This window comes from Wolbachia endosymbiont of Brugia pahangi (assembly GCF_012030695.1).
Lineage (GTDB): Bacteria > Pseudomonadota > Alphaproteobacteria > Rickettsiales > Anaplasmataceae > Wolbachia.
Genome location: NZ_CP050521.1, coordinates 578,076 through 593,264, shown reverse-complemented (window position 1 = coordinate 593,264; position 15,189 = coordinate 578,076). Strand labels below are relative to the sequence as shown.

The 15,189-nt window shown below is 34.1% G+C and carries 10 protein-coding genes; 5 read left to right on the top strand and 5 right to left on the bottom strand.

What is annotated here, in order from left to right:
• Positions 1-218: 218 nt before the first annotated feature.
• From WBP_RS06230 to WBP_RS02800, 3 genes are all read right to left on the bottom strand, one after another.
• Positions 219-503, bottom strand: coding sequence for a hypothetical protein (locus WBP_RS06230; RefSeq protein WP_369799959.1), 285 nt, complete (start codon positions 501-503; stop codon positions 219-221).
• Positions 504-609: 106 nt separating this feature from the next.
• A complete protein-coding gene (locus WBP_RS06225) occupies positions 610-879 on the bottom strand; it encodes a hypothetical protein (RefSeq protein ID WP_369799958.1) in 270 nt (89 codons plus the stop codon).
• Positions 880-1,667: 788 nt separating this feature from the next.
• Positions 1,668-4,805 carry an AIR synthase-related protein gene (locus tag WBP_RS02800; protein ID WP_167895992.1) on the bottom strand — a complete coding sequence of 1,046 codons (3,138 nt, stop codon included), beginning with the start codon at positions 4,803-4,805 and terminating at the stop codon, positions 1,668-1,670.
• Positions 4,806-4,902: 97 nt separating this feature from the next.
• Here WBP_RS02800 and WBP_RS02795 point away from each other — a divergent pair, with 97 nt between their 5' ends.
• The 4 genes from WBP_RS02795 (at position 4,903) to WBP_RS02780 (ending at position 11,067) form a co-directional block, all read left to right on the top strand.
• Positions 4,903-7,569: a PD-(D/E)XK nuclease family protein gene (locus WBP_RS02795; RefSeq protein ID WP_179958972.1), complete on the top strand. Its 2,667-nt coding sequence runs from the start codon at positions 4,903-4,905 to the stop codon at positions 7,567-7,569.
• A gap of 810 nt (positions 7,570-8,379) precedes the next feature.
• Positions 8,380-9,687 (top strand): adenylosuccinate synthase, encoded by a 1,308-nt coding sequence (locus WBP_RS02790; protein ID WP_167895990.1) that lies wholly within the window; start codon positions 8,380-8,382, stop codon positions 9,685-9,687.
• A gap of 272 nt (positions 9,688-9,959) precedes the next feature.
• Positions 9,960-10,106 (top strand): hypothetical protein, encoded by a 147-nt coding sequence (locus WBP_RS02785; protein WP_167895989.1) that lies wholly within the window; start codon positions 9,960-9,962, stop codon positions 10,104-10,106.
• 766 nt (positions 10,107-10,872) lie between these two features.
• Positions 10,873-11,067, top strand: coding sequence for a hypothetical protein (locus tag WBP_RS02780; RefSeq protein ID WP_011256473.1), 195 nt, complete (start codon positions 10,873-10,875; stop codon positions 11,065-11,067).
• Between the two features lie 420 nt (positions 11,068-11,487).
• Here WBP_RS02780 and WBP_RS02775 read toward each other — a convergent pair whose 3' ends face one another.
• The gene (locus tag WBP_RS02775) at positions 11,488-12,216 is read right to left on the bottom strand and encodes a type I glutamate--ammonia ligase (RefSeq protein ID WP_011256474.1); all 729 of its coding nucleotides are present in this window, start codon (positions 12,214-12,216) and stop codon (positions 11,488-11,490) included.
• 307 nt (positions 12,217-12,523) lie between these two features.
• On the opposite strand from WBP_RS02775, the gene dnaA reads away from it, so the two are divergent.
• On the top strand, positions 12,524-13,906 hold the full coding sequence (dnaA, locus tag WBP_RS02770) for a chromosomal replication initiator protein DnaA (RefSeq protein WP_167895988.1): 1,383 nt from the start codon (positions 12,524-12,526) through the stop codon (positions 13,904-13,906).
• Positions 13,907-13,929: 23 nt separating this feature from the next.
• Here the strand turns inward: dnaA and WBP_RS02765 are convergent, their stop codons facing one another.
• Complete coding sequence (locus WBP_RS02765) at positions 13,930-15,180, bottom strand: metallophosphoesterase family protein (RefSeq protein ID WP_167895987.1); 1,251 nt, start codon at positions 15,178-15,180, stop codon at positions 13,930-13,932.
• Positions 15,181-15,189 lie beyond the last annotated feature (9 nt).

Sequence of the window (15,189 nt, the reverse complement as noted above, 5' to 3'; positions counted from 1 at the left end):
ATGTAGTCATGTGTCAGCTATTTTCATGACAGGAAGAAAGTGCTGAATTACGTATCCATTCAGCGGAGTAGCTATTTTGTAGCTACCATCATTCAGCTGCTTGTCAGCAAGATCTAGAGATACCGCGAATGAATCGCGGTATGATGAACTATGCCCAGTGCGTGACGCTATAAAAGAAAACAGTGTTACTGCTTCGATGATATGTGTGTTACAAGATTTTACCCGTTTAAAATAAAGTCTAGTATTACTTCATGCCAAATGTGGTAGTATTCAATGGGCAAGTCGGTTATAGGGCTGCATTTATATGCTGCACGCATTGCGTTATCGCTTATTGACCTAAAAAGTGGATTATTTTTATAGGAACTACTGTCTGCTACATCAGCCATGATTATTTCGCCTTGATTGGATAATAATAAGTTAATTTTTATACTAAAATTCTCTTTGTAAGCTATGCTTTCAGGAAAGTTCCAGCATTTTGTAAGCTTGTTTCTTAATAGAGTCAATAAATTTTTGCTATGACTAACTCATTCTTTTTATTGTCGATGCTTTTTTCGCTTTTTATTTCACTTTTTGTTTCTCTAGGCTTTGCAATATCTCTCGATTTTTCATCTACGCTTTTTTTCTTCTTGGAACCTGAGTAGATTCTTCACTTTTGTCAATAGTGACTTCTTCTTGCATTTCAATGATTTGCCTAAGTTGTACTGTTTGTTTCATAGTAGCAGTACTGAGTTGCTCAACTATCTTTTTTTTCTTTGTGGTTGTAGGAACAAATTCTGTTATCGACGTATCATTTGTATGGCCTTTTGCTGAAAGTAATGAAAAAAGCAAAACACAACATAAGGATAGAAAAGGAACATAGTTAGAACAAAGAAAACGCATATGTTGAAATCTACTTTACTGGTTTAAAGCTAATATTGTGCATAAAGTTAATATATTTCAGTTAGTTTGCTGTGAAATACCCTACCACCAAAGCAAACAAAAGACCCTGGTATTGTAAAATTATTATAGCTGATTTAAACTTGCAGTAGCTGCACCTTGCTAGTATGAACTAATCAACTTTAGGAACATGAAGCTACTGTTAGGAAACAGGTTAGGTATAAAGCTTAATATATTTTCTTTTTGCTAGATAAAATAAATGTGCTGCTATAAATAAGCAGATGCTTAATATTGATGCGTAGGAAAATTTAAGAGTTAAGTCTCTGATATATATTAATAGACACTTATCTGCAGAAAATTTGTATAATAGCCCAAAATACGTAACGGTACTATCAATTACTGATACTGTAATTAAGGTGATGAAATTTGTTATATGGAACCCGAACTTGGATTTCAATTTTTCAAAAATGATTATACTTGAGAAGAGGGATACTAAAATTGCAATATATGAAATGAATATCATCAAGCTAAAATTTTGCCATTTAAGAACACAACATAACACTGTATACGTTATTAGGCTGTACATAGCTTTTCTCTTACCATAAAACTCAACTATTGAATTTACAACTAAAGCAGCTCCTATGACTAAGGCAGCACATATTATCAATTTATTTGAACTGTTGAGTAAAGAAAGAATAATAAACAAAAGAATTGATAAAATAAACATAATTACCTACCCAAATGTAACAATATACATTTATTCTAAGTAAATATTACACATAGTGAAAGAATTATTTATCATAATCAAAAATATTTATATTAGTATACCATGATCTTAAGTCTTTTAAATCTACTTTTAAGATATCCCTGATACTTAGAACTTTCTCCTCTGTTACTCTACCAATACATGAATAAACTGTATCTTTAAACAATTCTTCAAACCTCTTCTGGTTTTGTGGTGCGATAGTAACTAAAATTCTACTTTGTGATTCAGAAAACATTATTATTTTGTTTATTGTATCTGTGTTTTGTGTTTTCCCTACTGGCACTAATGGAAAATCAATTTCGGCACCGAGATCTCCTGCAATTAGCGATTTTACTAAAGCAATAGCCAGCCCTCCCAGGTTTAGTGCAATTGCGGAAGCAACGATGCTTTCTTTTATTGCCTGGTTGAAACACTTGTATAACTTTCTGGCGTTCTTTGCATCAACTTTTGGTACATTGTTATTGTCCATTCCACTATATAATTGATATTCAGATCTACCAAGCTCATCATGGGTTATACCAAGCATATATATCAAGTCTCCTGGCATTTTCACGTCAAGCGATACTGCATTTTCAATATTTTCTATAATCCCAATTGCTGAGATGAGTAATGAAGGTGGTGCAGAGATTATCACTTTCTTGCCATTTTCATCATATCCCTTAAAGTCATTAAACATACTATCTTTTCCTGATATGAATGGTGTTTTAAATGCGATTGCATAATCATAGCAAGCTTCTGCAGCTCTCTTTAGTTGCCACAGCCTTTCTGGATTGTAAGCATCACACCAGCAAAAATTGTCGAGCAACGCTAGATGTTCTATATTTCCTCCTGCAGCTACATAATTACGTATAGCAGTGTCAATTGCACATGCTGCCATATGATAAATGTCGATTTCTCCATAACTTGAGCCAAATCCTTGAGATTTCACAACGCCTTTATTTGAAGAAAGAATTGGCCTTAAGACAACAGCTTCGCTGCACACTCTTCCCTTGCCCTGCAATGGTTTCAACACTGACGACCCTTGAACTTCATGGTCATATTGCACCACTATGAACTCTTTGCTGCATATGTTTGGTCTGCTCAGCATTTCTTTTAGTTCGACTTCTTGGCTTAGTGTTATTCCAGCACGTGACGCTAAGGTAGCAGTAGTCTCCTTAAACCATGGTTTTGTTTTTAAGTGCATCTTAGGGTTACCATTATGCAGAAACTCAGTTTCGATATTCATTATTGGTGAGGCAGAGGGGATTCGAACTGTTGACATACCTGTACTATTGAACTCTCCGATTACGCTGACCTCCACGTCATGTTTTTTCATGATTTGCTTAAACATAGGCAGATTTTCTTCTGGCACTGCTAAGGTCATTCTCTCTTGTGATTCTGATATCCATATTTCCCATGGAGCCATACCATCACTTTTGAGTAGAACCTTGCTTAAATCAACCTCAAATCCATCCTTTCCCATTTCACCAATGGACGATGATAGGCCACCTGCTCCGTTGTCTGTTATTGCATTGTAAAGACCGAGGTCTCTTGCTTCTATGACGGCATTGGATAATTTTTTTTGTGTTATGGGATCTCCGATTTGCACGACTGTTGAGGGGCTGTTTCCTGATAATGCCTCTGAAGAAAACGTTGCACCATGAATTCCATCTCTTCCAACTCTTCCACCGATAATTACAATTTTATCGCCATTTTGGGGCTTTTTGATGTGTGAAGGTGCGTTGTTTATATTGCGTGGGATAATTCCTACACTTCCAACAAAGACTAATGGCTTTCCACAAAATCTGTTATCGAAATATACCGATCCAAGTTGTGTTGGAATGCCAGAGCAATTACCAGCAACATTGACGCCGTGAATCACTTCTTTCATGATATATTTTGGTAGTAAAATCTCATCAGTACGCTCCTTGTCCCTATAAAATTTACCTTTTGCTTCTTTGGCAAAGCAAAAATAGTAGGTATTCATTATAGGCTCCGCACCTTTGCCAAAACCCACTATATCACGATTAACTCCAAGCACTCCAGTCATTGCTCCACCAAATGGATCAAGAGCTGAAGGGCTATTGTGAGTTTCAACTTTATCTACAATCAAGTAATTGTCATCAAAGATTATTCCTCCTGCATTATCAGAGAAGACTGACATGCATATGTTGGAGTTTATCTCACGCGTTGCACGCTTAATATAATGCGCATATAAGCCGTCTTTTATTTCATCAATGGGAGAGCAGAAAATGTTGTGCTTGCAGTGTTCAGACCAGGTCTGTGCTAGAGACTCAAGTTCAATATCGTATGGGTTTCTACCGAGTTTGTTGAAATAATCCTTTATGGCTTTCATTGCTGCGAGAGAAAGTCCTAAGGTGCCATTACCATCGATTCCATCTCTACTGATTTTTTCAAGCTCTTGATCACTTACATTGAGGTCAATAGACTTAGCTACGACTTCCGTGCAAAGTGCTTTAGTATGTGAATCTTGTAATTTACAGATAGTTGGTATAGAAGATGGTGTCATTCCAGTGCTTGACACTGAAATCCAGTTTTCATTATACAATTGCTTGGTTGCAGTTAAGTTTTCTGGATCCCAATGTCTGGGCACTAGGATGATATCTTTTAATTTACCATAATGCCTACAATAGCAATTGCCGTTTTCTTTATAAATAAGTGTGCAATACTCAGTGATTGGGTTGAATTCTATGTTGTCTTCAGTTGGCAAATTTCCTTGCCCTAGAATCAATTTTGAACTTCTTGCTTTTATCTCAATTGATATCATTCCAGCGTTTGACGCTGGAATCTGTGCCCTCCCTTTCTGGATCCCAGTGCTTGATACTAGGATGACAGATGGGTCGACATAGCCCTTACTTATTAGGTACTCTCTAACAATTTGCCTTGCTGTGTTACCGATATTATCGGTCATGCCAGGTAAGAAGCTTACTTCTAAGCCCCACTCAGCTTGTGGTTCTATGAAATCATATCGAATTTCTTCGAAGTTTTTACTGTAGGAGTAATAACGGCAGTCCTGTATGGTTTCATTATAAAATAGCTTACAAATTTCTTTATATAGTTTTGATGGTAATTCTTTACTTATGTAGATCGAATAAACGTTGACTAACCATCTGTTACCAACTTGTTCGCATTTATTTAAAACTTCTATTCTGATGTTTGTCATATAATGTTAAAAGATTTTAACGTATAATAACATAAGAAATTGTGAGCACATTTATATTTTGCTATACAATAAAGCATCGTGTTAATTGCTATCTTTCGTGGGAAGAATTTTTACTGTTAGTGTGGATGAATCCTTTTTCGATACGCTGGTCCAGCACATATTTTTTGAATATGAGAAAGAAAAAATTTCCAAGATAAAAATAATACTTCCTTGCAGAAGCGATGTGATAGCAATGCTGAGTGCGTTCAAGAATTATGATTCTAAAAAATGTATAATTTTGCCAGAGATAGTTTCACTAGAGAATATTGATGAGAAAGATTTAATATTAAATCTTGATAGGATTAAATTTATCAAACCAACAAAAAGGATACTACTATTGATTCAATTCATATTGGAATGGAATAAAAAAAATAACGACTATTTTCCCATAGATTTAGCTTATAGCTTGCCATCCTTACTTGATAAGGTTCAATGTATTCAAATAACGGATGATTATCAACTCAATGACCATTCAAAGAAAATAGAGAATTTCATAAACTTGCTCGTTGAAGCTTGGAGTAAAACTTTAAAAAATCTAGGAGTAATGGATATATTAAAATATAAGAGTGACTATATAAACAATATGGTAATCTCTTTGCAGGAAGATCAACATATAATCTTTGTTGGAATTGGAAAGGGTGAAATCTATAAGTTATTGATTAAGGCTATATATGAATTGCCGTTTGGGAAGATAATTTTGCCTAATCTTAATTTGAAAATTAAAGAGAAAGATTGGAAATCGCTTGATAAAAGACACTATCAATACTGCCTAAAAAATCTGCTGGATTATTTAAGTGTAAGCAGAGAGGATATAAGTTTCCTACCAGAAGCACTCCCTCCAGCACATGGTGCTAGAATCTGTGACCAGAGGACTGGGATGACTGCAGAATATCTGGATTACATCTTTGATACCACCGCTGACCTAAGCAAGGTTAGTAATGGGTACATCGAAAATATTGAAGTTATCACTTGTGATTCTAGGGAAGAAGAATCACAAGTGATGTCATTAATTATAGAGAATGAAGGTTATGAAAACGTTTCTTTAGTTGTCTTTGATAAATTGCTTGCAGCTCGCATAACATGTTCCGCATCAGAAAATTACCCTTATGTAACGCTCTTGCTCTATAGTATCGAAGTTTTGACTTCGAATTGGAACAGTGTAGCATTGCTTTCGCTCCTTAAGCATAGGCTAGTGACTTTTGGTTACGCTCAAGAAGAGTACAGTAAAATTTTATCTGAGTTTGAAATAGAGATATTACGTAGCTTTAATACAAGCGGCCTTGATGACATTGTAAAAGTTATTAATATCCATAAAAAGTTAAGATATAAAGAAGATATATTAATCATTATCAATAAGTTAGAAACTATACTTAATCCTTTACTCAATTCTACGAATTGTCCTATTTCTGATGTAGTAACAGCTCATTTGCGGTGTGTTAGTATACTGTCTAGTGTGGATTTTTTAGAATTGAGTAATGAAATGGGTAATTTTACCCATGATTTCTTAAATGCGTGTGAGGGCGTTGCAATTGAATGCTCCTTGGAGTTATATAGCCAGATTCTGACCTTGTTTTTAAGAAAAGAGTTTTTTCTTGCAGTAAGTGACTTAAGTAAATTTAGTTTATATCACAATAAAGTTGTAATACTTGCTGGATTCAATGATATACCGAGTTTTCAAAGTCCATTTTTGAATGCACTGACAAGAAAAAGATTCAGTCTTCCTTCCGTGCGAGAGGAGCAGGGGTATTTTTTGTATAATTTACGCAATTTGTTTTGTGCGAGTAAAGTTTATATTATAAACTTGCTGAGCAATAGAAAGACGATTCTATTGCGTCGTCTGGAAATTCTATTACAGAAGTCAAAATATCCTTATCGCGATTGGCTAAGAGTATTAAATATGCCTGAATATGTTACTCCGTGTATTCAACCTATGCCGAAACCTCAAACTAAAATCAGAGAAGAAAAAATGCAAGTGATGCCTTGTAGTGCGGTAGAGAAACTAATCCGCGATCCTTACTCATTTTACATTGAATATATACTAAACCTTAAGCAATTAAAAGACTTAAATTTCAAGCCGTCGATATTAGAATTTGGCAATATGGTGCACAGCATTCTTGAAAGATATTTACGCAACAGAAAATCGCCAATGAGCATTGCACAGGAGGTGTTCTCAACTAGTAGGTTTAATTTTTCAAATATGTGGTGGGTAAGGCTGCAAGGGATAATTCAATCTTTTGTTGAATTTGATAAGGCTAGAAGCAATCATGTTGAGTTGGAGAAGAGCTTTTCCTATCGCGTTCCTGTGCATAATGCTAAAGCTACTTGGGAGCTGCAAGAAGTTTCTCTGACAGCAAGATGCGATAGAGTTGAGTATCTGCCAAATGGACAAGCGGTAATTATAGACTATAAGCTTGGTTCGCCGCCATCCAATGAGGAAGTTATGTCAGGATTTTTTCCGCAATTAATTTTACAAGCTTTAGCGGTAGAATACACAACCGGAAAAGAAGTTTCAGAACTTGCTTATTGGAAACTTGACTATGATAAAATAAAAGTTATTTCTCTAAAAAATTACAGACAGAAAGTACAGGAATTTCAGAGTGATTTACCGGATTTTTTATCTAATTATTTAAAAAATACTACTCCTTTTATTGCATCTCCATATTTTGATAAATTCTTAAGGTTTAACAGCTATAAACAACTAGAAAGGATAGGAGAGTGGTTATAAAGTTCTCAATGCCCCTTGTCCCAAATTTCTTATCAAATAGCTGGCACTGGTTTGCCCTACAATGGTGTCATGTAAATCTGGTATGACAATTTGTCTGCTCTCCCTCGTCATACTGCGATTCATTTGCGGTATCTCTAGATTACGCTAACAAGCAGCTGTTGTCAGTAAATCTTCAGCTACAAATATTTAAGAAATCCACCAAGTAAGAAAAAGACAAAAGAAGCCCTAGTTAATATCTATTTAAAAACACTAGCGTTTTTTTATGTTTTAAATACTTAATAATCGCGACTTAGTTGTTTTTTATTGCAACTAACCTTTAGTCATAAATGTTTTAGAAATTTACTAGGCAAAAAAAAGGCAAAAGATATATTGTGGTAGATAGTATTTACTCTCTAATCCTGCAAGTTAGCATATTATACTGTCCTAAACGCTTTATAAGCGAGTTTCAACTTATATAGGTAAAAAATTAGAAATATTGTGAAGACATAAGGTACATATAGTGCAAAAAATTAAACATAAGATGCTAACTATATAACACTTTATTATTTTAATCTGCACAGATTGAAGGTAACTTAACACCCCCAGTATCGGGATAAGGGGGCTAGCGAGGTTTGTCAGGTAGTTTTTTGTGTTTCTGTGAGCTACTTGAATTTCTAAAATCACAATATTCATACAGATGTGGGCTAAGTGTCACTAAAATTATTTAAACAATTGTTTAAAGAATTACAAAAATCTAGAAGCTCAGAACATTACTCCTTGTCATTTGTAGAGTACTACATTAATATTTATATGTTAATTCAGAAGATATTTATGAATAATATTGTAATTGTTGGTCTACAATGGGGCGATGAAGGCAAAGGTAAAATAGTAGATTATCTTTCCGAAAATGCGGACACAGTTGTAAGATTCCAGGGAGGAAATAATGCAGGACATACTATAGTAGTAGATGATGAGGTTTATAAGTTAAATTTGCTACCTTCCGCTGTTTTAAGGACAGGCAAAATATCTATAATAGGAAACGGCGTTGCCCTTGATCCATATGCTCTAATTTCAGAAATAGAGTCATTGAGAGTTAAAGGAATGGATATCAATCCTAACAATTTGATGGTATCGGAAAGCTGCCCATTAATACTCAGCGTGCACAAGGAAAAAGAAAAGCTGTTTGAAGATCTAAATGGAAATCACAAAATTGGCACGACAAACAAAGGAATAGGGCCATGTTATGAAGATAAAGTTGGAAGAAGGGCTATACGCCTTTGTGACTTAGAAAACGCAGATGAGCTCAACAAAAGGTTAGATACTCTTTTGAATTACCATAATGCTATCAGGAAAGGCCTAAGCTATCGGGTGATAAAGAAAGAAGAAATGTTAAGGGAAATTGAAGAGATTGCAGAAAAGATCATTCCATATAGAAAACCAGTGTGGAAAATATTGGATGACTTTGTGAAAGAAGGTAAGAAAATAATATTTGAAGGCGCCCAAGGGACATTTTTAGACATTGACCATGGAACGTACCCTTTCGTTACTTCAAGTAATACCATAGCATCACAAGTAATGACAGGCTCAGGATTATCCTCCAATGCTTATGTTATTGGTGTAGCAAAAGCTTACACAACAAGAGTAGGCAATGGCCCATTCCCTACTGAGCAAAGAAATGAAGTAGGAAATAGCTTATTCACTATAGGCAAGGAGCTTGGAACAGTAAGTAATAGAAAAAGACGCTGTGGGTGGTTTGATGCAGTTTTAGTACGCCAGGCAGTACAACTCTCTGGAGTTTCAAGTATTATATTAACTAAATTAGATGTCCTCGATTCTTTTGATAAAATTAAAATATGTACTGGTTATCAGTACAGTGGAAAAATATATGATTATTTACCCGCATCACGTTCAATACAAGAAGAATTAGAACCAATATATGAAGAATTTCCTGGCTGGAAAGAAAATACTCAGGGTGAAAAGTTAGCTGAGAAGTTACCTGTTAACTTGATAAAATATGTAAAAAGAGTAGAAGAATTAATAGGTATACCGATTCATCTGATTTCGGCCGGTCCAAAAAGAGAGGATGTCATTAAACTTAAAGATTTTAAATTTTCTGAGAGCGTTCTTGTATCTTATTGACTGTTACCTAATAAAAAACACTTAATTTACAAAAAGACACTCGCATAACTTTAAATGTGAGTTTATTACACAAAACGGCATTGTATTATGAATGTATGGTAAGGATAAATTCAGCGTATAATGAAAAGCAAAGAAGTTAAATTCAAGTCCAACACTTGCAGTTATTTTCAATACTTCATCATCAAAGTTAGTGTAAAGCAAGGCTTTAATAGCTTGGTTGTTTTTAAAGGGGAAACATATTGTTAGAGTAATGTATAGATAGGAAGTGTGATATGCTGAATGCAATTAATAGTTATTTTAAGAGTTTCTTTAAAGAAAATAAAGCAACAAAAGCAGAAGAAATAAATAATCAGCCTATAGATACTGGACGAGCTGTAGGATTAGAAAAGAATATATCTTTACAGATGTCTGTTCTTTAGTAGACGATTTATATGTATTGCAAGAATCTTGTTTTTCATAATGAGAAAGAACTAGGCGAATACGTCAATTCTATTGTGCTGCCTACATTTACATGTCTTGAAGAAAAGATCAAAAAAGTAAAAGAAAGTTCTTCCAGTAAAAATCTTGCGCTCTAGAGCTTTGCTGCCTAATCATAGAAAATAACAACTTTCATAAAAATTAAATAATTTTGCTAAAAATTTTAGCAGCATACCTGGTTATGTCCATTCTCAATTAAAAAAATAATGACAAGTTTTAGACTATGAAATCTGGGAAACAAAATATGTTTTTTAGGATTTTTAAGAGAAAGAACGAGCTTCGATGTTGTATTGTCGAATTTTTGAAAAAGCTCTAGATGGTGTGTTTATAGCCTAATAACTGATACAGACTTTAAACAAACTCATATGGAAAAAGCAGTGGATGAAGAAGGTGAACCTTTTAGTGAAAACTTTGGAAGAGGTATAAATAAAATTAATACAGGAGGGAAAAAGTATTGCAAATAGGTATTTTGAAGAAAAAGAAGTAGCTTTTCAAGTCTACTGTGAAGAAACTGATAATGCTAGTAGAGCCTTAAACGTTAATCTTATTAACCATAATGGAAATGAGCCAATAAGAATCAGTGATATTTTACAGTAAGAGAAAAATGTTGGCGAGTTGAAGATTTATTGCAATAAAAAGTATGACATACGCGCTCGTTAAGAAGATAAAAAAAGATATTATGAATTTGAAGAAGGTGCGTGCTATGAAATGACAAGCAAGTGGTCCATAAAAGATGAGTCTGGGAGGGTGGTTTTAATTTTTACCATGGTTATGGGTGTGAGTAGTGAAGGCATAACTAAAATAGCAAAGTTTGGTGGTGAGAAACCTAATGGAGAAAATTCTGAACTATCGCTAGAGAAAAATAAAGAATTAATAGAACGAAATGAGGAGTTGTACATTTAAGGTCTTTTTTACGCTGCAGGGAAATTCCTAGGATCTCAATGTGGAAAAAGTTTAATAGATAAGAAGCACAATCCTGCATCATTGCCTGGTATGATACCTACTAGAGGGAATACTAACAGTAACCCTACCACTTTTCTTCTATTGAATAGTAGTACATCAACACCTAATGACAGTGTGGTACAGTAAGCTGCAGCTCAAGTTAATCGACGAGATGAAACTACTTTACAGGATAAAGAATTACCAAATTCAATAAGTGAAGTTATAAAAGATTTGGAGGCATCACTTACGTACCAAATAATAATATAAGCTTGATTATATCAACCAAGTTAATAATAGCTGTAATGGACGTGAGCCAGGGGTATGATAAAAGTAAGCAGTGCAACTTCCGTTGTTGTTAGATGTATATCTGGTGGTTGGAGCTTATACTAAATTCTCCATCTTATATTGAGGGTCAGATGCGATACCATATACTCTATTTGGTGGGGCAATTTTGTTTTCTATACCAAAAGTAATACCTTCAATTATTGCTATAAGTACTTTTTCAAGGTTACAATCTGCCCCGGGAACACGGTGTTCTAGACGGCACTTGCTGCCGAGACAGGGAATCCTTATTGCGGCAGTTCTATTGTTCACGCCCCAACTAATTGTAGTTGGTGTGTGAATATCTGGATATTGAAACCTTAAATATGAATCGTCACTTGGAGCGAAGAATGACATATGTTCTTTCATCATAGCACATAACCCACCAATACCATAAATCAAGTAATCACTGTACTTTTGTTCATTACAGTAAAATAAATTACTGTTGTTTGAATCCACTAAATTAACATGCACATTTAATGCACTGCCTGCTCTATCTAAATAGGGCTTTGCTTTGAAAGAAGTATTCCCGCCAAGTTTTTGTGCTGTTTCAGTAAGTAATTCTTTTGCTAAGTCAAAATGCTTGATTAAGTTATTAGAATCATTATAACAACCACTTTTTATCTCATATTGATGTGTAGAACTCTCTTTCTTGCAGGAAAAACCAAGCAAAGCTATTTTATTTTTAACACTATTAAGAAATAAATGCTCTCTCTCTATTCCTTCAGTATAAAATTCTAATTCAATGCCAAATTTAGTACAACAATTCAAATTATTTAATGTAATCATAGATTTGTTTCAGTAAATTCGCATTAAGTTAGCTATATTTATATGAATACTTTACTTTTTTATCAATAAATTTGATATCTCATTTATACATAATACATTATATTTTTTTTAACATATTGCTAATTCTTGACACGAGCGACGTTTTATTTATTGAAATAAAAATGATCAATTTTAGTGCTTTTATACCCTTTACAACTCATTAAAAATCACCATAATTTTTAGTGTGTATTAAGTAGTATTAGCTTTTCGCAGTAGACTATTGATTATCTTATATTTTTCTAGTATTGCTTTTGTCTTGGTGTAATGTATGAGCTTAATTAATCCTAAGGTTTCTGCTATGTTTTTCGATCAAATTGTTACAGCAACAGATCATAATATTGCTTGGGAAAAAATCCAAAATCTCCTTTATAACCTTTATGGGGAAGCAACATATAACAGTTGGTTAAGTTCACTTAAATTTGTTAGTAGTAGCAATGGGGAAGTTTTGTTATCTGTGCCAACAAGATTTATAAAAGAGTGGATTACAGTTCACTACATGGAAAAAATATTATTATTATGGCAGAATGAAGATAAAAGTATATGTTCTATTGATATTCAAGTAACCGAAGAAAAGAATTCAAGTTCTAGCATCATATCAAAAAATAAAGAGGAAAGTGTTAATAATCTTGGTTCGCCACTAGATCCAAGATTTACCTTTGATAACTTCGTAGTGGGAAAGCCAAATGAATTAGCATTTACAGCCGCAAAGCGTGTAGCAGAGTCCATAGATCCAATACCTGGTAGCAATCCTCTGTTTCTATATGGCGGAGTGGGGCTTGGTAAAACACATTTAATGCATGCTATAGCTTGGCACATAGTTAATTCTCCATCAGCAAAAAGAAAAGTGGTATATTTATCAGCAGAGAAATTCATGTATCAATATATTACAGCACTACGAAGCAAAGACATTATGTTATTTAAAGAACAGTTTAGATCGGTAGATGTACTGATGGTAGATGATGTGCAATTTATCAGTGGTAAAGATAGTACACAAGAAGAATTTTTTCACACTTTTAATGCATTGATAGATCAAAATAAACAATTGGTTATATCAGCTGATAGATCTCCTAGTGATCTTGATGGAGTAGAAGAAAGAATAAAATCACGGCTAGGTTGGGGATTAGTAGCAGACATTAATGAAACAACTTTCGAATTAAGACTTGGTATACTGCAAGCCAAAGTGGAGCAAATGAATATGTATGTTCCACAGGATGTCCTAGAATTCTTAGCAAGGAACATAAGATCTAATATAAGAGAATTAGAAGGGGCATTAAATAAAGTTGCTCATACTTCACTGATTGGAAGGAGTATGACAGTAGAATCGGCTAGTGAAACTCTAATGGACCTTCTTAGATCAAATCATAGGTCAATTACAATAGCAGAAATACAAAAGAAAATAGCTGAGTTTTTTAATATAAAGGTTACAGATATGCATTCCAATAGAAGACTCCGCGGTCTTGTAAGACCAAGGCAAATAGCTATGTACTTTGCTAAGAAATTTACACATAAAAGCCTGCCAGATATTGGAAGGAGCTTTGGTGGCAGAGATCACGCTACTGTTATACATGCAGTGAAACAAATAGAAAATTTCATAAAAACTGACTCAGAATTCGCTGATGAAATCAATCAATTAAGAAAAATGTTTAAGTAGAGTTCTTGAGGTTGTAGCTTCACTCAATTTATCTCAAGCTTAAAGTCTTCAGTTAGCTTTGCAGAATACATTTCCTCATTATTTTGATCATAGAAAGTAAATTCATGATTATCTAAGTTTAATATTGAAAAACCGAAGCCAAAAAAGTTTTTAACTTCATGTGCTAAGTAGTTTTTACCATTTGAGTAACTAAACTCTATGTTTTGGTAAACAGGTTCCTGATCTTGAGCGTGTAATAACGCACCACCATTTCCAACTATAATCTGGTCTGGCACATTGTTCATTAATAAAATCTGAGCTATATGAATATGTCCAGAAACTATGGTAGCGACATTGTTGGGAAATTTATCCCCAAAAGCTTCAATCTGTGTAAGATTGCCATGGCTTTTTAATGTCAGAAATTCCTTTTTTGGAGATCTCCAAAGCGGTCTGTGAGTTAAAAACCACGTAGGCTTATCAGAACTATCTTGTGTTAATTTATCAAATTGTTTCTCAAAAGCATCAATTGTACTTTGAGTTGTAAAAATATCTTCACCAGACGAAGAGTCAAAGATAAAAAACTTCATCGGTCCAATATCTAAAAACCAGCCAGGAACAAAGTTTTCACATTTTTCAGACGAGAAAGGGTGTGAATCTAGGTACCTAAACCATCCTTCATAAGCTCTATCACAATTCTCATGGTTTCCTCTAACAAAAAGAAAGGAGGATTGTAATAAAATGTCTTTCGCAGGCTCAAACCAATCGGCGTACCAAGCTTCTTTATTGTACCCATAAATATTGCCACACTTCTGTGCATTTCTACATTTCGTTTTTCTATAATGATAATCGCCAACGTGGACAATTAAGTCTGGCTCATGAAGAGCAATAGAATCTAAATTTTTTTTAAAAGGCCAGCTATCTACTGAATTACATTCCTGTTGAAATAACGCATTTATTCTGCAGCCTGTATCACCAATAAAAGCAATTCTGCTAATCTTTTCTGGTAATATAGGAACTTGTATACCGTCAATACTAATGTTTTGAGCACCCGTTTCTACTATCATTTCACAAATTGTTTCAGTATGATCACCATTATTAATTGAGCTGCGATTTAACATCTCTACTCCTTTGCCATCAACATAAGCAACAGGACAAGTATTACTGTCTATGATTGCACGTACGCTTAATTTATTGTCTGGAATAACCTGAGACCACGTGTATAATATTTGTGCCTGGATAGAATTAAAGCTGGTTACAAAAGATAAAGCTAAAAAAACAAAGATATTAATATTCATTTGTATAGA

Coding starts and splice junctions, on each gene's coding strand:
- dnaA (WP_167895988.1), top strand. CDS start 12,524: ATGAGCTTAATTAATCCTAAGGTTTCTGCTATGTTTTTCGATCAAATT.
- WBP_RS02790 (WP_167895990.1), top strand. CDS start 8,380: ATGAATAATATTGTAATTGTTGGTCTACAATGGGGCGATGAAGGCAAA.
- WBP_RS02785 (WP_167895989.1), top strand. CDS start 9,960: ATGCTGAATGCAATTAATAGTTATTTTAAGAGTTTCTTTAAAGAAAAT.
- WBP_RS02775 (WP_011256474.1), bottom strand. CDS start 12,216: ATGATTACATTAAATAATTTGAATTGTTGTACTAAATTTGGCATTGAA.
- WBP_RS06225 (WP_369799958.1), bottom strand. CDS start 879: ATGCGTTTTCTTTGTTCTAACTATGTTCCTTTTCTATCCTTATGTTGT.
- WBP_RS02765 (WP_167895987.1), bottom strand. CDS start 15,180: ATGAATATTAATATCTTTGTTTTTTTAGCTTTATCTTTTGTAACCAGC.
- WBP_RS02800 (WP_167895992.1), bottom strand. CDS start 4,805: ATGACAAACATCAGAATAGAAGTTTTAAATAAATGCGAACAAGTTGGT.
- WBP_RS02780 (WP_011256473.1), top strand. CDS start 10,873: ATGACAAGCAAGTGGTCCATAAAAGATGAGTCTGGGAGGGTGGTTTTA.